General features: G+C 61.8%; 16 protein-coding genes and 2 pseudogenes. 13 read left to right on the top strand and 5 right to left on the bottom strand.

What is annotated here, in order from left to right; translation table 11 throughout:
* The first annotated feature begins 45 nt into the window (after positions 1-45).
* From JY451_12055 to JY451_12045, 3 genes are read left to right on the top strand one after another with little or no spacing between them, the layout of a single operon-like run.
* Positions 46-804 (top strand): SDR family oxidoreductase, encoded by a 759-nt coding sequence (locus JY451_12055; protein ID QZH74405.1) that lies wholly within the window; start codon positions 46-48, stop codon positions 802-804.
* Positions 801-1487, top strand: a complete 687-nt coding sequence (locus JY451_12050; GenBank protein QZH74404.1) for a cytochrome b/b6 domain-containing protein — start codon at positions 801-803, stop codon at positions 1485-1487. Before JY451_12055 ends, JY451_12050 begins: the two co-directional genes overlap by 4 nt.
* Positions 1484-2227, top strand: a complete 744-nt coding sequence (locus tag JY451_12045; GenBank protein ID QZH74403.1) for a molybdopterin-binding protein — start codon at positions 1484-1486, stop codon at positions 2225-2227. Before JY451_12050 ends, JY451_12045 begins: the two co-directional genes overlap by 4 nt.
* Positions 2228-2230: 3 nt before the next feature.
* Here JY451_12045 and JY451_12040 read toward each other — a convergent pair whose 3' ends face one another.
* Complete coding sequence (locus tag JY451_12040) at positions 2231-2671, bottom strand: DUF1801 domain-containing protein (GenBank protein QZH74402.1); 441 nt, start codon at positions 2669-2671, stop codon at positions 2231-2233.
* 96 nt (positions 2672-2767) lie between these two features.
* On the opposite strand from JY451_12040, the gene JY451_12035 reads away from it, so the two are divergent.
* Positions 2768-4081 carry a class I SAM-dependent methyltransferase gene (locus tag JY451_12035; GenBank protein QZH74401.1) on the top strand — a complete coding sequence of 438 codons (1314 nt, stop codon included), beginning with the start codon at positions 2768-2770 and terminating at the stop codon, positions 4079-4081.
* Entirely contained in the window at positions 4078-4320 is a 243-nt protein-coding gene (locus JY451_12030) for a hypothetical protein (protein ID QZH74400.1), read from the top strand. The genes JY451_12035 and JY451_12030 overlap by 4 nt, the downstream gene beginning before the upstream one ends.
* A gap of 24 nt (positions 4321-4344) precedes the next feature.
* Here the strand turns inward: JY451_12030 and JY451_12025 are convergent, their stop codons facing one another.
* On the bottom strand, positions 4345-5040 hold the full coding sequence (locus JY451_12025) for an OmpA family protein (protein ID QZH74399.1): 696 nt from the start codon (positions 5038-5040) through the stop codon (positions 4345-4347).
* 184 nt (positions 5041-5224) lie between these two features.
* Between JY451_12025 and JY451_12020 the strand changes: the two genes are divergently transcribed.
* The 3 genes from JY451_12020 to JY451_12010 all read left to right on the top strand — a co-directional run bounded on the left by JY451_12020 (position 5225) and on the right by JY451_12010 (position 9221).
* On the top strand, positions 5225-6523 hold the full coding sequence (locus JY451_12020; protein QZH76707.1) for an MATE family efflux transporter: 1299 nt from the start codon (positions 5225-5227) through the stop codon (positions 6521-6523).
* A gap of 36 nt (positions 6524-6559) precedes the next feature.
* Positions 6560-7777, top strand: coding sequence for an argininosuccinate synthase (locus JY451_12015; GenBank protein QZH74398.1), 1218 nt, complete (start codon positions 6560-6562; stop codon positions 7775-7777).
* Between the two features lie 850 nt (positions 7778-8627).
* Complete coding sequence (locus tag JY451_12010; protein QZH74397.1) at positions 8628-9221, top strand: septal ring lytic transglycosylase RlpA family protein; 594 nt, start codon at positions 8628-8630, stop codon at positions 9219-9221.
* Here JY451_12010 and JY451_12005 read toward each other — a convergent pair.
* Positions 9218-9748, bottom strand: coding sequence for a CHRD domain-containing protein (locus JY451_12005; GenBank protein ID QZH74396.1), 531 nt, complete (start codon positions 9746-9748; stop codon positions 9218-9220). The two genes, JY451_12010 and JY451_12005, sit on opposite strands and share 4 nt — an antisense overlap.
* A 30-nt stretch (positions 9749-9778) precedes the next feature.
* Positions 9779-10675 (bottom strand): hypothetical protein, encoded by an 897-nt coding sequence (locus JY451_12000; GenBank protein QZH74395.1) that lies wholly within the window; start codon positions 10673-10675, stop codon positions 9779-9781.
* Positions 10676-10845: 170 nt separating this feature from the next.
* On the opposite strand from JY451_12000, the gene JY451_11995 reads away from it, so the two are divergent.
* On the top strand, positions 10846-12657 hold the full coding sequence (locus JY451_11995) for a DUF262 domain-containing protein (GenBank protein QZH74394.1): 1812 nt from the start codon (positions 10846-10848) through the stop codon (positions 12655-12657).
* Positions 12658-13240: 583 nt separating this feature from the next.
* On the opposite strand, the gene uvrA is transcribed toward JY451_11995, so the two are convergent.
* A complete protein-coding gene (uvrA, locus tag JY451_11990) occupies positions 13241-16237 on the bottom strand; it encodes an excinuclease ABC subunit UvrA (protein QZH74393.1) in 2997 nt (998 codons plus the stop codon).
* A gap of 230 nt (positions 16238-16467) precedes the next feature.
* Here uvrA and JY451_11985 point away from each other — a divergent pair, with 230 nt between their 5' ends.
* From JY451_11985 to JY451_11970, 4 genes and pseudogenes are all read left to right on the top strand, one after another.
* Complete coding sequence (locus JY451_11985) at positions 16468-19884, top strand: sulfatase-like hydrolase/transferase (protein QZH74392.1); 3417 nt, start codon at positions 16468-16470, stop codon at positions 19882-19884.
* Between the two features lie 102 nt (positions 19885-19986).
* Positions 19987-20574, top strand: a pseudogene (locus tag JY451_11980) (hypothetical protein).
* Between the two features lie 363 nt (positions 20575-20937).
* A pseudogene (locus JY451_11975) lies at positions 20938-21354 on the top strand (hypothetical protein).
* Positions 21331-22230, top strand: a complete 900-nt coding sequence (locus tag JY451_11970; protein ID QZH76706.1) for a calcium-binding protein — start codon at positions 21331-21333, stop codon at positions 22228-22230. Before JY451_11975 ends, JY451_11970 begins: the two are co-directional and overlap by 24 nt.
* Positions 22231-22242 lie beyond the last annotated feature (12 nt).

Here is a 22242-nt window from a genome sequence, read left to right as displayed (position 1 = left end):
GGGTATGTCCCCGCCCGTTCCATTGACTTTGTCCATTTTTCGCTGATGCGCAAGTCTGTCCTCGTCACCGGCGGTGCGAAACGTGTGGGCAAGGCGATCTGCCAGCGGTTTGCGGATGCCGGCTGGCACGTGGTGATCCACGCCAATCGCTCGACCGAAGCGGCGCAGGAGCTGGCGGACACCCTCCCCGATGCCGAAGTGGTGCAGTGCGACCTGGCCGATACACGCGCAGCCGAAGCGCTGGTGCGGGAACTCGCCGCCCAGTTGGAGGACTGGCGCTGTCTCATCAACAATGCCTCGGTGTTCGAACTCGACCATGTAACCGCGCTCGATCCGGCAGCGAATGCACGGGCGATGACGATCAACGCTGCCACTCCCGCGCTGATGGCGCAGGCCTACCTTGCCCATGCGAGGAGCCGCAAAGGTCGGCGCGTGGTGCAGGTGACGGACCAGAAGCTGGCCAACCTCAATCCCGATTTCTTCAGCTACACCATGAGCAAGGCCGCTGCCGAGGTGGCCGCGCGGATGCTGGGTATGGCATGCGCGGGTGAGGACAGGGTGTATACGCTGGCTCCCGGCGCCATCCTGCCCAGTCATGACCAGACCGAGGACGAGGCGGAGCGCTCACACCGGCTGAACCTGCTCCAGCGTCGCACAAACGTAACGGAAATTGCAGAAGCTGCCCTGTTCCTGGCGGAGGGACCGCTGGCCTCGGGGCAATCGGTGTTCGTCGATTCCGGCCAGCACTTGCTGCGTCAAGACCGCGATGTGATCTATCTCGAACGTGGGGGAAGCTCCGGATGAACGATGCGGCCAAACCGAGAAAGCGGCACGCGCTCAGCACCCGGCTGTGGCACTGGATCAACGCCGTCAGCATCATCATCCTGTTCATGAGTGGGCTGAATATCTCGAACGCCCACCGCTATCTCTACTGGGGCGACTGGGGCTTCGCGCCCGAACAGGCGTGGCTGGCGGTGCCGCGATTCCCCGGCTGGATGACGATCCCCAATTACTACAGTCTGGCGGGAGCGCGTGACTGGCACGTGCTGTTCGCGCTGGTTTTCGGCTTCAGCCTGCTCGCTTTCATGATCGCGGCGCTGCTCAACGGGCACATGGTCCGCGACCTGTTCGCCCGCGCGCGCGCATGGAAGCCGTCTAACGTGTGGCACGATGTGAAGCAGCACCTGCGCTTCAATTTTGAGCACGGTGACGGCAAGTACAACATCCTCCAGAAGATCGCCTATGCGGGCGTGGTGTTCGTGCTGCTGCCGCTGATGATCTTCACCGGAATGGTGATGAGCCCCGGCATGGAAGCCGCCTGGCCGTGGCTGACCGACATTTTCGGCGGTCGGCAAAGCGCCCGCTCGCTGCACTTCATTGCCGCCTGGTTGCTGTTCGGCTTCTTCGTGGTTCATGTAGCGCTGGTGCTGTTGTCCGGCCCCTTCGGGCAGGTGCGGGACATGATTACCGGGGGGAAAGAGCCATGAAGCGGCGCAATTTCCTCGTCGCGGGGGCAGCGGCCTTCCTCGCGGGGTGCACCAAGATTGGTGACACCCCTTGGTTCGAGAAGCTGGTCGATGGGGTGGAGGGCTGGCATCGCGGCCTGCACCGCGCGCTCGGCATCGGGCGCATCCCAATGGCCCCCGAATATGCCCGAAGCGACATCTCGCCGTTCTTTCGCGGCAACGGCAACCAGACGGTGGATACCGATGCCTATCGTGCATCAGAGGCGGAGGGGTTCGCCAATTGGCGGCTGTCGGTCGGCGGGCTGGTGGACAATCCGCTGGACCTGAGCTTGGACGACCTTCGCGCCCTCCCCCAGCGCACCCAGATCACCCGCCACGACTGCGTCGAAGGGTGGAGCGCAATCGGCGAATGGACCGGGCCGCAGCTATCCAGCATTCTCGAGGCGGCGCGGGTGCAGCCCCAAGCACGCTTCGTGATATTCCGTTGCGCCGACAGTTTCGCGCAAGGAGCCTACTACGAAAGCTGCGATCTCGACGACGCGCTGCATCCGCAAACCATCGTCGCGCACCAGCTCAACGGCGAGCCGCTGCCGGTCATCAACGGAGCGCCGCTACGGCTGCGACTGGAACGGCAGCTTGGCTACAAACATGCGAAGTATCTCACCGGGATCGAACTGGTGGCCAGACTCGACGAAATCGGTGAAGGCAAGGGCGGCTATTGGGAAGATCACCATGGCTACCAATGGTATGCCGGGATCTGATAGTCACGCGGATGGATAAAGCCTGTTCATCGCGTCCCAGTTCAGCCGCACCAGTTCCTCCAGCACGCCCAAATCCACGTCGGCCAGTTTGTTGATGTAGAGACAGCTTTTGCCCGTCGAATGCTTGCCCAGCCGCGCCAGCAATTCGGCGTTCTTCTGGCCCGTCTGCTCGTCACAATACCCACCCGTCAGATAGATCGAGTGCTTGGCCTTGCGCGGGCTGAAGCCGGTTCGGAAAAAGTCACCTTCGAGACCGCTGTCGTACTTGTAGTGATAGCTGCCGTAACCAATCATGGACGGCCCCCAGATCTGCGGCTCCTCCCCCGTAACATTGCGGAACAGGGCATCGAGCACTTCCGCATCGGCGCGTTTGCCGGGGTGGTCTACCGCCGCAATGAATTGCTCCACCGTCTCTGATGTGGGCCTGGTCTTGGCTTCGCTCATGGGGATGACTTTATCCCAGAATTGACTTCGCGCCAATCGCTGCGCAAACCCCTGGGCTGATATTGGGACAACACTAATCGTGGAGACGTAAGCCTTATGTGGCTGCTCGACAAATTCCTGCAAAAAGCAATCAAGCGCGGCCGGCTGGTCATCACCGATTACGATGGGAAGGTTTACGAATACGGCCCCGGCGTCGATCCGACGCTGCACGGGATGGATCGCGGGCCGATCAAGGTCCGCCTGACGGACAAGAAGGCCGCCAACCACATCGCTCGCTATCCGCAGTGCGGGGCGGGCGAAGCCTTCATGTGGGGCTGGCTGGTTGTTGAAGAGCCGCACGATATCCGCGACATGATCCTCTATGTCACCCAGAACGCCAAGAAGCTGGGCGACACGCCGCTCAAGCCGCGCGGGGCGATCCGCACCGCGATACAGAAGTCGATCGCCAAGGCCGACAGCATCAACCTGCCGGGCAAGGCGCGCAAGAATGCCGAGCATACCTACAACCTGACCCGGCGGCTCTACGAGCTTTTCCTCGACGAAGGCCGGCAATACACGATGGGGTACCACCGCGATCTGAACGACAGCCTGGAAAAAGCCCAGCTCGACAAGAAGGCGCATATCGCCGCCAAGCTCAACATCACGCCCGAAAACGGCCCCTCCATGCGCGTGCTGGATATCGGCTGCGGCTGGGGTGGCCTCGCGCTCTATCTGCACCGCACCTATGGTTGCGAGGTGCTCGGCGTGGCGCTGGCGCCAGACCAGATCGCCTTCTGCAAGGAACGCGCTGCGGAAGCCGGGGTGTCCGACAAGGTCAAGTTCGCGCTGATGGATTACCGCGAGGTCGAGGGCAAATTCGACCGGATCACCAGTGTCGGACTGCTGGAACATGTCGGCACGCCGCACTATCCGCAATTCTTCGAGCACACCAATCGGCTGCTGAAGAAGGACGGGGTGATGTTCAGCCACTGCTGCGGTCGTGCAGGGCGTCCGGGCTTCACCGACGCCTGGACCCGCAAGTATATCTTCCCCGGCGGTTACATCCCCGCGCTGTCGGAACTGGTCACGCAGAGCGAGCAGTATGGCTGGCAGGTGATGGACGTGGAGGCGATGCGCTTCCACTACTGCTACACACTGGAAGAATGGTACAACCGCACCGTCATGCACAAGGACGAGATCGTCGAGATGTACGACGAGGTGTTCTACCGCATGTGGCTGTTCTACCTGGCGGGCGCGGAACAGAGCTTCCGCAACGGCAATATGATCAACTGGCAGATTCTCTACGTGAAGGATCGCACCGCAATTCCCATGACCCGCGATTACATGTATGAAGAGTCGGCGCGGCTGCGCGGGCTGGAGGAGCCGCCCGCGTGGCATCTCGATCCGGCGCTGAAGGAGGCGGCTGAATGACCTATGCGGGCCTGTATCGTGCGAATGTCGAAGACAGCATGGACCCGCAGGCCCGATCCCGCGTCAAGGTAAGTGTTCCCAGCGTTGGCCTGCAATCGAGTTGGGCGGAAGCCTGCCTGCCGGGCGGTGCCAACGCTGCGCTGCGGGGGGCCAATCTGCCGTCCCCCGGCAGCCGCGTCTGGGTGATGTTCGAAGGCGGCGATGCGAACCGCCCGGTGTGGATGGGGCAGGCGGTCTAGCAACCCTGCCCATTGCTTTGGGCGTCAGCGACCGAAAGTAATCTCTACCCGCCGGTTCTGCGGGTCACTCGCGTCTTCGTCTGTCGCCACCCGAAGCTGCGACCGACCGAAAGCCTCGCTTGAAATCGAGCCACTCGGAACCCCGCGCGAACCCAGATACTGCGCCACGCTGGCCGCCATCCGTTCTGACAGGCGAACAGCCTGGCGACGGCCACTACCCTCGTCGGTGTGGCCCGCCAGCGAGACACTGGCTCCCTGGCAATTGAGCCGATAATGCTGCGCGACCCGGTTGAGCGTTTCGGCAGCACTGGCGTTGACGCTGGAACTGTCGGAATCGAAGTACACGGTATATGGCCCGCTTATGCAAACCCCGCGTGGTGGCGGGGGATCTCCCGGGGCGGCAGTAGCTGTGGCGGTAACGGCGGGAGCAGGCCGGGGATCGGAGTCGGTGGTTGCTGGGGGCGTCGCGGCATTCGCAGAAGCTTCCGCTTCTTCCGCTGCTTCCAGTGTCTTCGCCACCGCGTTCTCGCCCCCGATAAACACCAGCGTCCCGCCATTGCCATTGGTCCTGACCATGGCGGCCACCCGCGTGTCCTTGGGCGGATCGTCGCCCGCGACGGAAGCACTGGCCTCCTCGCCCGGAATCAACATCATGGAGATGGAATAGCCGCCTGCGAGCAGGACCAGCATCGCCAAAGCACCCAACAGGAAATTCTTCATCTCGCCGCCCCCCAGCTTTACCTGTTGCCATGATTGCTTCCCTCAGGCGTGAACACAAGCAATGTTTGCGATCATCCCTTGGCAGCTTGCCTTGGCGGTCGGACGCAGCAACAGAGGCCGGGTGACCAGCCCCTCCCCCCGCCCACTCACCCGCGCCAGCGTGTTCGCGCAGGCGTGGCCGATCATGCTCGGGCAGGCATCGGTGCCGCTGGTGGGGATTGTCGATACCGCCGTGATCGGGCGCACGGGGGATGCAGTGGCGCTGGCAGGGGTGGCGCTGGGCGCGGTGATCGCCAATCTGGTGTTCTGGAGCTTCGGCTTCCTGCGCATGGGGATGACGGGGCTGACCGCGCAGGCCAACGGCGCGGAGGACCGGAGCGAGGTCGAGGCGCTGCTGCTGCGCGCACTGGGCATCGGCATGGCACTCGGTCTGTTGATCCTGGCGCTGAGCGTGCCGCTCGGCCAGCTCGCCTTTGCCCTCTTGTCCGGATCGGAGGCTGTAACGGGCGAGGCATCCGGATACCTGCAGGGCCGCTTCTACGGCGCGCCAGCCGCGCTGGCGGTCTATGCCATCAACGGCTGGCTGCTCGGCCTGGGCCGCACGCGCGAAGCGCTGGCGATCCAGATCGTGATGAACATGGCCAATGTTGCCCTCGATGTCTGGTTTGTCTGGGGGCTGGATATGGGTGCCTATGGCGTCGGCCTGGGCACTGCCTGCGCGGAATGGATTGCGCTGGGGCTGGGGCTGGTCGTGGCCGGACGGGTAGCGGGTCCGAATATGCTCGCCCTCGCCCGCCGCACCCCGCGCAAGCTGCTGCTGGACCGGGCGCGGCTGTTGCAGCTGTTCGCCGTCAACCGCGACATCATGATCCGCACCGTGGCGCTGCTGATCCTGTTCACCTGGTTCGCCAATGCCGGGGCAAGGATGGGGGCGGAAACACTGGCGGCCAACCATGTGCTGCTGCAATTCGTCAGCGTGGCGGCCTTCATCCTCGATGCCTTCGCCTTCACCGCCGAAGAGCGCGTCGGGCAAGCCTGGGGCGCGCATGACCGCCAGCGATTCCTGCGCGCGATCCGCCTGACTGGCGAATTCGCGCTGGCCAGCAGTATTGTGTTCGCGCTCGCCTTCTGGCTGGTGGGCGGCGCGGTGATAGACCTGCTGACCACCGATCCGCAGGTGCGACAAACGGCGCGCAAGTTCCTGCCTTTCGCCGCGCTGGTGCCGCTGGTGGGAATGCCAAGCTGGATGCTCGACGGGGTGTTCATCGGCGCCACGCAAGGCCGCGCGCTGCGCAACGCGGGCGTTGCCGCGACGTTGCTCTATATTGCGCTCGATCTCGCACTGCGGTCGTTCGGCAACTGGGGCGTATGGATCGCGATCACCGCCAGCTACCTGTTGCGCGCAGGTGGGCTGGCGTTGTATTTCCCCGGCCTGTTGCGCCAGGTGTCGCGCCCGATTGCGGGAAGCGCCCGGCGCTGCTAACCGCCGCGACGCAATTTCTGCCGACGGGATTTTTCGATGTCTGATGTGAAACGGGTCGTCCTCGCCTACTCGGGTGGCCTCGATACCAGTGTAATCGCCAAATGGCTGATGACCGAACGCGGGCTGGAGGTCGTCACCTTCACCGCTGATCTCGGCCAGGGCGAGGAGATCGAGCCCGCGCGGGAGAAGGCGCGGCGCATGGGCATCCCGGATGAGCACATCTTCATTGAGGACCTGCGCGAGGAATTCGTCCGCGATTTCGTCTTCCCGATGATGCGCGCGAATGCCCGCTATGAAGGCGATTACCTGCTCGGCACTTCCATCGCCCGCCCGCTGATCTCCAAGAGACTGGTCGAGATCGCCCGCGAGACCGGTGCCGATGCGATTGCGCATGGCGCGACCGGCAAGGGCAACGATCAGGTGCGGTTCGAGCTTTCCGCCTATGCCCTCGCCCCCGATATCAAGGTGATCGCCCCGTGGCGCGAGTGGGACCTGACCAGCCGCACCGCGCTGATCGCCTGGGCGGAGCAGCACCAAATCCAGGTGCCGAAGGACAAGCGCGGCGAAAGCCCGTTCTCCACTGATGCCAACCTGCTGCACACCTCCTCCGAGGGCAAGGTTCTCGAAGATCCGTGGGAAGAAGTGCCCGACTACGTCTATTCGCGCACCGAGCATCCCGAAAGCGCGCCTGACACTCCCGAATATATCACCATCGATTTCGAACGCGGCGACGGGGTGGCACTGAATGGCGAAGCGCTGAGCCCCGCCGCGCTGCTCACCGCGCTCAACGAGCTGGGCCGCCGCCACGGGATCGGGCGGCTCGATCTGGTCGAGAACCGCTTCGTCGGCATGAAGTCGCGCGGGATGTACGAAACCCCCGGGGGCGAGATCTACGCCCGCGCGCATCGCGGGATCGAGCAGATCACGCTGGATCGCGGCGCGGCGCATCTCAAGGACGAGCTGATGCCGAAATATGCCGAGCTGATCTACAATGGCTTCTGGTTCAGCCCCGAACGCGAGATGCTACAGGCGGCGATCGACCTGTCGCAGGCCAAGGTGAGCGGCACGGTGCGGCTGAAGCTGTACAAGGGCCAGGCCAGCGTGGTGGGGCGCAAGTCTTCAAACTCGCTCTATTCGGAAGCGCACGTCACCTTCGAGGATGACGCGGGTGCTTACGACCAGGCCGATGCGGGCGGCTTCATCAAATTGAACGCCCTGCGGCTGCGGTTGCTGGCTCAGCGGGACCGCCGCTAGGCCTTTTTCGCCACATTCCGGGCAAAACTGCACGTCAACGGCGAGCCTTGCGGTGAGCCGTTGACTTATCCACCCTTGTCCACTGGCAATTGCGCCAGAAGTGGATAAGTGCACGCTCGCGCCCTTGCCCGACTCAGTCGCCGCGCGCATTCTCCAATCATCGAAGACGGAAAGTCTCCACCACGAAGGATCGCTTGCCGATCCGGATACAGGAGAGACCGGACGAAATCGACGCGATGGTAGCAACCGCGCGGAGGAGGAAAGGGCGGCAGATCGCTTCTTCGGAAGCAGGACACCAAACGGACTGTTGAGACCGCAGGCGGCAATCATCGGGAAAGGCCGGAGGAGAAATCCGGTGCCGAGGAAATGGAGACACTCCGGTGTCGAAAGGACCGCTTGAAGCACCAGAGGACACAACCGGTCTCGGACGGGTGGAAAGATGGGCTGAGATCGCTTTGCGGTATCGCCAATCGGAAAATCCGCTCCGGCACCGGCGCGAGCGCCGGGCGACATATCCGGACAGCACCGGGCCTTCGGGCAACGGCTGCAAGGAGACACGCCAGGCGCCAAGCATCCCTTCGGGGGTCCACACGCCGGTGAGAGTGGGGTCGGCAGCAATGCCGGCCCCATTTCTGTTTGGGGGGGGATCTCGCCGGGCTTTCCCTCCTTCCGCTAGCGCTGCAACCGAGTCGTTTGGCCTCAGAACGACCTGTTTGGCCTCGGTGAGACCAAGTAGGAAAGGGCACTTCGCCCCATTTCGGCCACCATTTCACGGCGAACCGCCCCTCCTCATCGGCCAGGCGTTCACCCGGTTTGGGAACCCTTACCGCAGCGGGGTATGGGCGGCGCCATGGACGGCAAGACCAATTTCAAGGCCACGCGCCACGCCCGCACTTTTCCGCGGGTGCTCGGCGGACTGGCCGCACTCGCGCTTTTTTCCGCTACCGGCGCGGGCTTTGCCCAGCAGGACCAGCGCGCGGAACTCGCCCCCACCACCGCCTCTCCCGCAGCGGCCGGGCCGGTGTTCGTGCCCAGTGAGCAGGCGCAGTTCGAAGAAGCCTTCGCCGCGTTCGAAACTGCCCCCGAACCCGCGCTCTCCGCCGGAGCGGTGGACATCACCACGATCGAACCGGCCCAGTCGGAAGGCACATCGCTCGGCAGCGGGATCGCTTCCTACTATGCCAACCACTTCAACGGCCGCCGCACCGCCAGCGGGGAGACCTTCTCCAACGCGGAGATGACCGCCGCGCACCGCACCCTGCCCTTCGGCAGCCTTGTGCGGGTGACCAATCCGCGCACCGGCGCATCGGTTGTCGTCCGCATCAACGATCGCGGGCCGTTCACGCGGGGCCGCACCATCGATCTCAGCCGCGCCGCTGCCGAGACGGTCGGCCTGGTCCGCGCCGGGCACGGCTCGGTCGAGCTGGAGCTGCTCGACTCCTAATCGCTCAACTGGCCGCGCACCGCACCAGCGGGGAAGCGGCGGCTGGCGATCTGGATGTAGAACTCCGGCGGATCGGCCACCACTTCGCCCAGCACCGCCGCATCGGCAGTCACGCAGACCTCGTCCCCATCCGGACCGGGCAGTTGCAGCGGCAGCACTTCCACCCCCGCATCACCCTCCCCGCCGCGATAGAGCGCCACGCCGCTGGCGTCGTCCAGGTCGTTCAGGTCGAGGTAGTAGCACAGCCGCGCGCCCCCTGCTTCGGCCCCGGTGCCAGAACCCGTAAACACCTCGGCGTTCCAGTCGGCGGAGGCGTCCTCGTCCCCCTCGCCGCCCGCCACGGACTGGCCGTAGAGGTTGGCGCTCAGCAGCGCGCTGTCCTGTGCCGCCGCTCCGCCCGCCAGGCCTATGGCCAGGACACCCCCGAAGACTCCCCCGAACACCCGCACGCAAACCGCAACCCGGCGCGCGATCGCATCCCACTGCGTCATCGTCACTCTCCCACTCTCTTCCCAAGTGGCGGCCACGACGACTCCAGCCGGGCCGCTGGGGAGAGTCTACGCCGATTGCGCCGCGCTGCAATCCTCCCCCGCACCTGCTGCATCCAGCTCTGCACTGTCCAGCCAATCGTCGGCAAACGGATCGACAACCCCCGCCAGCCACCATTCGTCCTCCCCCTTCTCGAAGGCGAGCAGCTGGCGCGCTTCGATCCGGCCCGCTTCGGCGGTACCGCGGGCGAGCTCGTACGGCTCCTTCGCCCCCGCCGGGCGATGGGCATCCATCCGGTCGATCCGGTTGCCCAGCCACATGCAGTCGTGGGGGCTGAGTTCGGCGGCGGGATCGAGGCACAGCCCCTCGCATTCGGGACACGGCGGGTAGGTGCCGGGGGGAGACATGGACCGGGTGTTACACGGTTCATGGCCCGAAAACGACGGCGCAGCCTGGGCGGCGGCAGGATCGGCAGCCGCTTCCGCCAGCAATTCCTCGCCGCGTTCGAAGGCCGCGAGCGCTTCGTCGAACCGCCCGGCAAAGGCCTGCGCGCGCGGATTCTCCGCCAGCCGATCGAGCCGGGCGAGGTGCGCGAGCAGCAGGCGGCTGCAGAAGCGGGTGCGGGTGGCAACCTCCTCGCCGTGGTAGAACACGCTCTCCTCCACCCCGTCGATCGCGCGCGCGGCGAGCACCGCCTCGGCATTGGCCCGCGCCACCACCAGCGCCGCATCCCACGCGGTGCGGAACGCGCCGGTCGCCCGCCGCGCGCGATAGACGGTCTGATGGCTGACCCCGGCAGCGGTAGCGGCCGAGCGCACCGATCCGGTGACCGAGAGATTTTCGAGAAACCTGACCTGCCGCTCGCGGATGAATTCGGTTTGCGGCGCGCGGGTGTGATCGCCGGGGAGCGCGGCCACGAGCGCGGGGAGCTGGCGCGCGAACTGGGCGGGATCGGGGTGGTTCATGGGCTATGCCTCGTGAGCGGTGGGGGACGGAACCGCGCAGTAGGGCATGGAATGGGGGATGTAGGAAAGGGGGGCAAAATTGTGTCGAACCCGCGCCGGCTAACTATGCCGCTAAATCCCATTGACGAACCGCACGGCCTCGGTAACTCATGCTTATCTGGAGGATATTTATGCGCGAGCCGCGAAAATTCACAATAAAGCAACTTGTAAGCTCAAACTCACAGTTTGTGATCCCACGGTATCAGAGAGGCTACGATTGGAAAGGTGACACGCAGGTAAAGGATCTCTTTACTGATCTGATACAGTGCCTAGAATCGAACTATGATCAAGACCTCTTTCTCGGCAGTATGATATTTGATGTCGCCGATGAAAAAAGTGGGAATCAAGTAGAAATTATCGACGGTCAACAACGATTTACGACAATAATCATTGCTCTAATTGCTGCACGAGATTTTGCTAAAAATGTTTTGCAAAATCCGCAGCTTGCACTTAACATACAGAACGATATTCAAAATTCTGATGTTGTACTTGGAAGTAGCTTTAACAGGTTGAAAGCGTCTGAGACGATTCGTGACGTTTTCGACATCATGTGCGCTCCCGATTGGGATACTTCTTTTCCCGACTCAGTCTTCGATTCCAAAACTAAGAAAACTCGGTCGATTCGTCGCCAAGTTTCCCGAGTTGAACCGATTTATAAGTATGCAGCTACCCAAATCAGTGATCTTTGCGAGGGCAAGGGGCAAGAAGCATTCATAAAATTTGTAAAGCAGTTACAGCATCAGACCTACATTATCAGAATTGACGTCGACGACAAATCTGAAGCGTTTGAGATATTTGAGCGCACTAATGCCCGTGGAAAGCCACTTGAGGTCTCAGATCTCCTTAAAAACTTCCTGTTTTCCAGAAGCAAAGAACTCGACGACGCAGCAGAGGAAATCTGGGACCGTGTGTCCGAATACGCAGGGAATAACATTCTCCGCGTTCTAAAGTATTTTTGGATCTCACGCAGAGGCCCAGTTGCAAATAGAGATTTGTACCGAAATCTGCGGAGTTATGCGGCCGAAATCGGAGTAAATGAATTCGTCAATGAACTCCAGAATTTCAGCGAATACTACGCAGCTTTTTATTCCAACGAGAGAAAGACCTTTCCTGACTGGATGATGGGTGTCGGTGTCGCGACCAACATGATGTATCTGACGGAGATATCTCGATCAGTCGCCGCTCTACGACTCTTTAACGTGACGCAACCCCTGCCCCTTATTTACGCCGCAGTCAGCGCGTTTACGAACCTGCCTCAAGATGGAAGAGACCCTAAAGACCTCATCAATTTGGTTCGCTATCTCGAGTCATACCACTACATTAATAATAAAATTTGCCGTCGCATCGGAAATGAAGTCGAAAGAACTTATGCATCGCATTCTGACCGACTTTACAACGGTGACGACTTTAAGGCAGGTGTAAACTCTCTTTTAGAGGAACTGAAGGAGCGTACAGCGAGTCGAGAAGAGTTTTCTGCAAACTTCGGTTATTTGAGTTATGAAAGCTTAAATGATCGGGCGATCATCAGATATACGTTTGATAGAATCGCCAATAAGGCCGTCAAAGAGGGTCAGAGAATTAGCTTGGTCGATTTTTATGGCGCCGAAGCCGGCGCGGTTAGTGAATTCGATATCGAGCATTTATTGGCGCAATCCAGTGCCACCGATGAAGATTCTGTGGTTCATGACATTGGCAACCTCATCGTAATGCCGAAGCAAATAAATGGCATTCTCGGAAGTGATAGTCCTGAACAAAAAATCGAGAAGCTTTTACATCCTGCAAATTTTTCGAACAACATTAAGAATGTCCCCCAGTATATATATGAATTTGCGGAGTATGCCCAAAAGTTTGGTTCGTGGGATGAAAACGCAATAAAGGAGCGGACGCATTACTTGGCCGACCAGGTTTACCAAGATGCGCGTTTTGGCTACGCTTACAAATGACTGTTCGCAGACGAGGATTATGAGGGAGAACCATCGGCAGCGCTTCCTTCGCCTCGCTCCCAATCTCGTTGCTACTAGTGTCCACTCCGAAAAATGGTGGTGGCAGACGCAATGCTCACGGTGGGGCCGGGTATCGCTGGGTGTTGGCGCAGGGTTAGCACCTAACGGATAGCGGCCCCTCCACCACCTTCGGTGGTTCCCCTCCACGTTCCGGAGAGGATTTACTCCCCTAAACCCGCGCTTCCAGTATCGCATCGGCAATCCGCTCGCGCGCGATGCCGCCTAAGCGGTCGCGCTCGATCAGCAAGAAGCCCTCCGGATCGGCGCAGCGCGAGGCCATGCGGGGCTCGCGCAGCACCGGGGCGTTCTCCGCCGCCAGTTGCGGGTGGCGGATAGGGCGGCTTCTGCGCAGAGGCTCTCCGCGTCTCTGCGTCTCTGCGTGGAACCTGACTGCGCGGTTTATGCGGGGTAGCGGGAATTGTGATGGAGGCACCTGCCCCTCCACCATCCTGCGGATGGTCCCGCTGGCGCTTCGCGCCCTCTGCGAGTCCCCCCCGACTTTGTCGCGGGGAGGATCTTAGGTTTACTCCGCCGCCGCCTGCGCGGGGGCGCGCCCGGAGGCTTTCGCCAGCATCGGCGCGAGGTAGGCGCCCGTGTAGCTCCCCGGCGTGGCCGCGACCTTTTCCGGCGTGCCTTCGGCCACCACCTCGCCGCCGCGCACGCCGCCGTCCGGGCCCAGGTCGAGCAGCCAGTCGGCGGTCTTGATCACGTCGAGGTTGTGTTCGATCACCACCACCGAATTGCCCTGCTCCACCAGCCGGTGCAGCACTTCGAGCAGTTTGCGCACGTCTTCGAAGTGCAGGCCGGTGGTCGGTTCGTCGAGGATGTAGAGCGTCTGCCCGGTGGAGCGGCGGGCCAGTTCCTTCGCCAGCTTCACCCGCTGCGCCTCCCCGCCCGAAAGCGTGGTCGCCTGCTGGCCGACCTTGACGTAGCCCAGCCCGACCTCGTTGAGCATGTGCATTTTCTCGCGGATCGAGGGCACCGCCTTGAAGAAGACCTCGGCATCCTCGATCGTCATGTCGAGCACGTCGGCGATCGAGAGGCCCTTGAACTTTACTTCGAGCGTTTCGCGGTTGTACCGCTTGCCGTGGCATTCCTCGCAGGTGACGTAGACATCGGGGAGGAAGTGCATTTCGATCTTGATCAGCCCGTCGCCGCTGCACGCCTCGCAGCGCCCGCCCTTGACGTTGAAGCTGAAGCGGCCCGGCTTGTACCCGCGCGCGAGGCTTTCGGGCAGGCCGGCGAACCAGTCGCGGATCTGGGTGAAGGCGCCGGTGTAGGTGGCCGGGTTGGAGCGCGGGGTGCGGCCGATGGGCGACTGGTCGATCTCGATCACCTTGTCGCAATGATCGAGACCCGTCACCTTGTCGTGCGCGCCGGCGATCACCCGCGCGCCGTTTAGGTGCCGCGCGGCGGCGGCGTAGAGCGTGTCGATGGTGAAGCTGGACTTGCCGCTGCCGCTTACCCCCGTCACGCAGGTGAAGGTGCCGAGCGGGATGGAGGCGGTGACGTTGCGCAGGTTGTTCGCCCGCGCGCCGTGGACGGTCAGCTTCTTGCCGTTGCCCTTGCGGCGCTTGGCCGGGACGGCGATTTCGCGGCGGCCGGTGAGGTAATCGGCGGTGAGGCTGCGTTTGGCCTTGAGGATCTGCTTGAGCGTCCCCTCGGCCACCACCTCGCCGCCGTGCACCCCTGCGCCGGGGCCGAGATCGACGATATGATCGGCGGCGCGGATCGCGTCCTCGTCATGCTCGACCACGATTACGGTGTTGCCGAGATCGCGCAGGCGCTTGAGCGTTTCCAGCAGCCGGTCGTTATCGCGCTGGTGCAGGCCGATGCTCGGCTCGTCGAGCACGTAGAGCACGCCGCTGAGGCCGGAGCCGATCTGGCTGGCGAGGCGGATGCGCTGGCTCTCCCCGCCGGAGAGGGTGCCGCTGGTGCGATCGAGATTGAGGTAATCGAGCCCGACATTGTTGAGGAACCCCAGCCGCTCAACGATTTCCTTGAGGATGGCGCGGGCGATCTGGTTCTGGGTGTCGGTCAGGCTGTCGGGCAACGCGGTGAACCAGGCGAGCGCGTCGGACACCGAGAAGCGCACCGGCTGGCTGATGTCGACACCGCCCGGCAGCTTCACCGCCCGCGCCTTCTCGTTCAGCCGCGCACCGTCGCAGGTCTCGCACGGCTGCGCGGTCTGGTAACGGCTCAGCTCCTCCTGCATCCACGCGCTTTCGGTCTGCACCAGGCGGCGGTTGAGATTGCCGATCACCCCTTCGAACGGCTTTTCGACGGTATATTCCTTGCGCCCGTCCCTGAAGGTGAGCGGCACCCGCTTGCCCCTGGTGCCGTAGAGGATGACGCTGCGGTTCTCCTCGCTGAGCGCGTTCCACGGGGTGTCGAGATCGAAGCCATAGGCCTTCGCCAGCGATCCCAGCACCTGCATGTAGTACGGCGAGGGCGGATTGCTTTTCGCCCAGGGCACCACCGCGCCTTTCTTCAGCGTCAGCTCCTCGTTGGGAACGACGAGTTGCGGATCGAACAGCATCTTCTCGCCCAGCCCGTCGCAGGTTGGACAGGCCCCCTGTGGCGCGTTGAACGAGAACAGCCGGGGTTCGATTTCCTCGATGGTGAAGCCGCTGACGGGGCAGGCGAACTTTTCGGAGAAGACGATGCGGTTGGCGGGGATGCCGGCGCCTTTTAGTCCCCCCTCCCGCTTGCGGGAGGGGTCAGGGGTGGGCGTGTCCGAAGTGCTGCCCTCGACAGGCCCACCCCCAGCCCCTCCCGCCAGCGGGAGGGGAGCTACCACCCCATCCGCCAGATCCACATAAGCCAGCCCCTCGGCCAGCTTCAGCGCCTGTTCGAAACTCTCGGCCAGCCGCGTTTCCAGCCCCGGCTTTACCGCCAGCCGATCGACCACCACCTCGATATCGTGCTTGAACTTCTTGTCGAGCGCGGGCGCGTCTTCGATGCCATACATCTCGCCGTCGATCCGCACGCGGGTGTAGCCCGCCTTCTGCCACTCGGCCAGTTCGCGCCGGTACTCCCCCTTGCGCCCGCGCACCGCCGGGGCGAGCAGGAACAGCCGCGTCCCTTCGGGCAGCGCCATCACCCGGTCGACCATGTTGGAGACGGTCTGCGCCTCGATCGGCAATCCGGTGGTGGGCGAATAGGGCACGCCGACGCGCGCCCACAGCAGCCGCATGTAATCGTAGATCTCGGTGACGGTGGCCACGGTGGAGCGCGGATTGCGGCTGGTAGTCTTCTGCTCGATCGAGATCGCGGGGCTCAGCCCGTCGATATGCTCGACATCGGGCTTCTGCATCATTTCGAGGAATTGCCGCGCATAGGCGGAAAGGCTCTCGACATAGCGCCGCTGCCCCTCGGCATAGATGGTATCGAAGGCGAGGCTCGACTTGCCGCTGCCCGAAAGCCCGGTGATGACGATCAGCGAATCGCGCGGCAATTCGATATCGATGCCCTTGAGATTATGCTCGCGGGCGCCTTTGACGGAAATATGCGTCAGCATACGGAACACCTATGCTGAGTGATGTGGGTGAGAGCCATAGGCGGTCCAAGTGGGGGCTGGAGGGGGCTGAGTCCAGAGGGGCGGAGGGTGGTATGTTGGGCGGGGATTACTGACACGCTTTGTTCACGAAATGTTCGAGTGAGTCAAGCGGTGCTAACGGCGTGGTAATTTCGATAAATATATTAACTTTATTTATAAAATGGCAGCTTGCTATTGACACGGCAAGGAGCATGATCGAAAATGCTGTTCCCCTATCGCTCATCTTCGAATACTCCCGGAGGCCTATTCTCTTGCCGAATGTCGTACTCGTTTCAATCGACGACTTGTTCTCTATTAACGCCTGGCCCGAACTAGCCGATCTAGTAAAGACGCCACATCTGGACGCCTTCGCAGCTCAGTCGAACAACTTCATCAATGCATTTGCCCATGTGGCACTCTGCAACCCCTCGCGCTCTTCGATTTTGTCTGGACGCGATAGCTGGGATACGGGGATCGTCGACAATGCAGTGCCAATCTTCGAACGCGTAGCAGTCGAAGACGTGCTTTTCTCGCGGCTCGACGCCGGCGGTTATGACGTTGTTATGGGCGGCAAGGTATTTCATCGGCCTTACTACCCGGAAATGGATCAGTTCGTTTCGCGGTTTCTTGACTGGTCGGGATTTTCCAACGGGACTGTTCCGGGCGGAAGTAATGTTGCCGGAGTCGCGTATGGCAGTTCGGGTGATTTAACGCTGGCAGATACCGTCCTGACCGAGCAAGTGGTGGGCTTCCTTCAGGAAAGCCATACAAACCCTTTCGCACTGGCAGCCGGCATCTATCGCCCTCATATCGACTGGATCGTGCCACAGGAGTTTTTCGACCTCTACGATCCGAATGATATTACTGTCCCCTATTTTGGCGACGACACTGCCGGTATGGCGGATTTTTATTATGCTATGACTGGCAGCGCCTTCCACGGGCTCGTGCTTGACAATGATGCCTGGGTGGAACTCATCCACGCCTATCTGGCCTCCGTTTCCTATGCAGATTCGCTATTTGGCAAGATGATCGGGGCCCTCGATGCGTCACCTTATGCCGACAACACGGACGTCGTCCTCTTTTCCGATCACGGGTACCACCTCGGAGATCGCGGACTGTGGAGCAAATTCACACTGTGGGAGGAGTCCGGTCGTGCTCCGCTAATGATCCGCGAAGCTGGTCAAACCGAAGGCAGGGTGGTGGGCACCGTGGTAAGCCTCTCGGACATATATCCGACAGTGCTTGATCTCGCCGGTGTGGAGGGGGGGTTTCGCGGTTCGGGTAATACCTTGCTGCCGCTGATGGAGGGCGGCGATCCATCACAATATGCCGGGGATGGTGCCTTCACCTGGGTCTATGGTGATTACAGCTATCGCACGGATGAGTTCCGCTACATCCGCTATGCCGACGGAAAGGAAGAATTCTACAATATATTGGCAGATCCGCACCAACTTTCCAATCTGGTCGACGATCCGGACTCGCAGGTGCAACTGGACGAACACCGCGCGGCGGTGCCCGATCTGGACAAGCTGACATTGTTTCTTGGCAGTAGCGCAGATGATAGCCTGACCGGCACTGCAGGCGATGACTTGTTCATCCTCGGAGGAGGCCGCGATACGGCAAGTGGTGGCAGCGGAAATGACAAATACTTCGTTCAGTCCCCGGCGGAGATCATCGAGGCAGAAGACGGCGGAACAGACACGATCGTTTCATCACTGGCCGTTACCGTCGCGCCAGCAAATGTCGAAAATATCCAACTGATTTTTCAGATCGGCATTCCTACCACTCTCTTCGGAAATGAACTGGCAAACGCAATCTTCACCGGCGTCGGCCGCAGCACTGTTTACGCTGGCGACGGGAATGATTCGGTCGTTTCATTATCGGGGGCGGATACGCTCTTTGGCGGGGCCGGCGATGACAGGATGCTGGCAGGGGGAAGCAACGACTTTCTCTACGGGGGCGATGGCGACGATCACCTCGAAGGTGAAAGAGGTGACGACTTCCTGAGCGGTGGCACCGGCAATGATACGCTGATCGGCGGCCTTGGGAACGATGAGCTTTATGGCGCAGTCGGCGACGATCTGTTGCATGGCAATCATGGCAACGACTTTCTCGATGGAGGCTCAGGTCACGATCTGCTGGACGGCGGCCATGGCGATGATCGGCTTCATGGGGGTGTCGGCGATGACCTGATCTATGGTGGGCCTGGCCACGATTACCTCCACGGTGGGATCGACAATGATACGCTGTACGGCGGCAGCCATGACGATACATTGCGGGGCGGGGACGGCGACGACAATCTGTTTGGGAATTCCGGCGACGATAATCTGAATGGTGGCCGTGGGGCCGACCGATTGGACGGCGGCATAGGTAACGATTTCCTTCTCGGCTGGGATGGCAATGATTACCTCGAGGGAGGTGCGGGACGCGACCATCTTGATGGCGGGAACGGAAGTGACAACATTTTCGGAGGCGGCGGCAACGATTTAATTTACGGCGGGAATGGCCATGATGCCGTAAAGGGCGGTAGCGGGGATGACCGGATTTTTGGAGACGCCGGACGGGATTTCCTCGTTGGCGAGGGCGGAAACGACCAAATTTTTGGCGGCCTGGACGACGATATACTGCGCGGGCTCACAGGTAATGACAAACTTTGGGGCGAGCAGGGGGACGACCAACTATTCGGCGGCGAAGGAAACGACCATCTGGACGGCGGATCGGGCCAGGACATCATGCGGGGGGGTATCGGGGACGACAGCTACGTCGTTGATGATCCGGACGATGTCGTCATCGAACTGGCCAAGGAAGGAGTCGATTCCGTGCTTTCCACAGTCGATTACACTCTTGGCGCGCACATCGAAAATTTGCGCCTCGCCGGATCAGCCGCTGTCGGAACCGGTAACGCGCTCGCCAACAGGATTTTCGCGGGAATCGCGGGCGCGACGCTCTCCGGGCTTGATGGCGACGATACCATCTATGGCAGCAACACCGCCGATTCGATCTACGGTGGTAACGGAGCGGATCGACTCGTTGGCAATGCTGGCGAAGACACCATCCACGGCGGCCAAGGCGACGACATCATCAATGGCGGCTCCAATATCGATACGCTCCACGGCGATGGCGGCAATGACCTGATACTGGGCGGCGTTGGCAATGATGTCCTCTACGGCGGTACCGGAAACGATACGCTCCGCGGAGGAGCCAATATGGATACGCTGCACGGCGAGGACGGGGCGGACATCCTTGATGGCGGCGACGGGGTGGACCTGCTGATCGGCGGTGCCAATCGCGATGTAATGACCGGTGGGCTGCGGGCAGACGTGTTCGCTTTCGATGACGGCGACTTTGCCGGACTGGCTGCCAACACTGCGGACCGGATCAAAGACTTCAACAGGCTGGAAGGCGACAATATCGATCTCTCTGCCGTCGATGCGATCCTCGGCGGCGCGGACGATGCCTTCGATTACATCGGCAGCGATGCCTTTTCGGGCACCGCAGGGGAGCTGCGCTGGGAGCATGTCGGGAGCAACACGATGATCTTTATGGACGTCGATGGCGATGCTTTGGCCGACTACGCCATCCGCCTTGACGGCACGATCAACCTGGCGGAATCGGCCTTTATTCTATGACCCCCCTACCCCGCGCTTAACCTTCCCTCGCAAGCCGCTGTTCAGCCGCCCCTGGCATGGTAGTATCGCACAACCGCGCCAGCACTTCCGGGGATCACCGCCATGCCGCCTACCGCTCACGAACAGCTGATGCTGGAGCTTATCAACCGCCTGCGGATGGACCCGGACGGGGAATATGCGCGGCTGACCAGTGCTGCCTTCCTCGCCGAAATCCAGGGAGCGATCAATTATTTCGGGGTCAATCTCGCCTCGTTCCAGGCGGCGCTGCTGACCTACAATCCGGTTGCCCCGCTGGCATGGAGTACCACGCTGGCGCAAGCCGCCCTCACCCACAACCAGGCGATGATCGCCGCCGATACGCAGAGCCACCAGTTGCCGGGCGAGCCGGGCCTCGGCACCCGTGCCACCAATGCGGGCTATACCGGCTGGAACGCGCTGGGCGAGAATATCTATGCCTATTCGGACAGTGTCGAATACGGCCACGCGGGCTTCGTGATCGACTGGGGCTATGATGTCGAGGATTTCAACGGCAACACCCTGTACCCCGACTGGCAGATCCGCGGCGACGGGATCCAGGACCCGGCGGGCCACCTCAACAGCCTGATGAACGGCACTTTCCGCGAGATCGGCATCGCCATCACGCAAGAAAACAACGCCGCTACCGATGTCGGCCCCTTCGTCATCACGCAGGATTTCGGCAGCCGCTTCTCCTATGCCGCGCAGTTCGTCGGCGTGGTGATCGACGATGCGGACAACGACGACTTCTACGACGTTGGCGAAGGCCTGGGCGGAGTCACCGTCCGGCTGAGCGGCACTGCAGGGATCTTTACCACCACCACCTGGGAAGCCGGCGGCTGGCAGATCGCCGTGCCTGCGGGCACTTACGACATCAGCTTCAGTGGCGGGGGGCTCTCGGGGTCGATCAGCCGGTCGGCCACGCTCGGCACGGCCAACGTGAAGCTGGATGTGGAAGCAGCCGACGCGGTCGTCACCGGCAATACCCAGAACGGCACGCCGGATAACGATGAGCTGACCGGAACCGGGGCGATCGACATTCTCAACGGACTTGGCGGGAACGACAGGCTCTACGGACTTGGCGGCGACGACCGGCTGGATGGCGGCATTGGCGATGACACGCTGGTGGGCGGCCAGGGGAACGATACCTACCTGATAGACAGCATAGGTGACGTGGTCACCGAACTGCTGGGCCAGGGCTTCGACCGGGTCATCAGCACCGGCAATTTTACCGCGAATGTGGTGCGGTTTCGCAATGTCGAGGCATTCGAACTGGCGGGTTCCGCAACGGAACTTGTCGGCAACCAGCTTGGCAATGAACTTGTCGCCAACGCGGTGCTGGGCAGCCAGCTGCTTGGCTTGGGCGGCGCTGATGTGCTGATCGGCGGTGCCGGAAACGATATCCTCAATGGCGGGATCGGCAACGACACCATGCAGGGCGGCGCGGGGGACGATAGATACTTCGTCTATGAAACAGGCGATGTGATCATCGAACTGGCGGGCGAGGGAATCGATTTCGTCCTTTCCGCCTTGAACTATACGCTTGGCGCCGATGTCGAGGATCTGCGGCTGGCGGGAGCTGCCGCCACTGTTGGCACCGGCAATGCATTGGCCAACCGGATCTTCGGCGGCAGTGCCGGTGCAACGCTTTCCGGGCTCGACGGAGACGATACGATCTACGGCAGCAATGCATCCGACATCATCATGGGCGGCAACGGTGCCGACCGGCTGCTCGGCAATTCCGGGGCAGACACCATCCACGGCGGTGAAGGCGACGATGTTCTGAACGGGGGTAACAGTAACGATACGCTCCATGGTGATGGCGGCAATGACCTGATCCTGGGCGGCAGCGGCAACGATGTCCTCTACGGAGGTACCGGCAATGATACGCTCCGCGGCGAAGCCAGCAGCGATACGCTGTATGGTGGGGCCGGAGCTGATATCCTCGACGGCGACGACGGGCTGGACCGGCTGATCGGCGGGGCGGACCGCGATGTGATGACCGGCGGACTGCGCGCAGACGTATTCGCCTTCGATGACGGCGACTTTGCCGGACTGGCCATCAACACCGCCGACCGGATCACCGACTTCGACCGGGCGCAAGGCGACAAGATCGACCTGTCCGCCGTCGATGCCATCTTTGGCGGCGAAGACGATGGCTTCGACTATATCGGCAGCGTTGCCTTCTCCGGCACGGCGGGCGAGCTGCGCTGGGCACACGAGGGTGGCAACACCATGATCTATATGGACGTGAACGGTGACGCGCTGGCTGATTACGCGATCCGGCTGGATGGCACGATCAATCTCGTGGAGGCGAGTTTCATCCTCTGATTGAAGCGGTTA

This window comes from Erythrobacter sp. (genome assembly GCA_019739335.1).
GTDB lineage: Bacteria > Pseudomonadota > Alphaproteobacteria > Sphingomonadales > Sphingomonadaceae > Alteraurantiacibacter.
The sequence above is the reverse complement of the archived record's forward strand: the minus strand, read 5'-3'. Positions and strand labels throughout refer to the sequence as shown.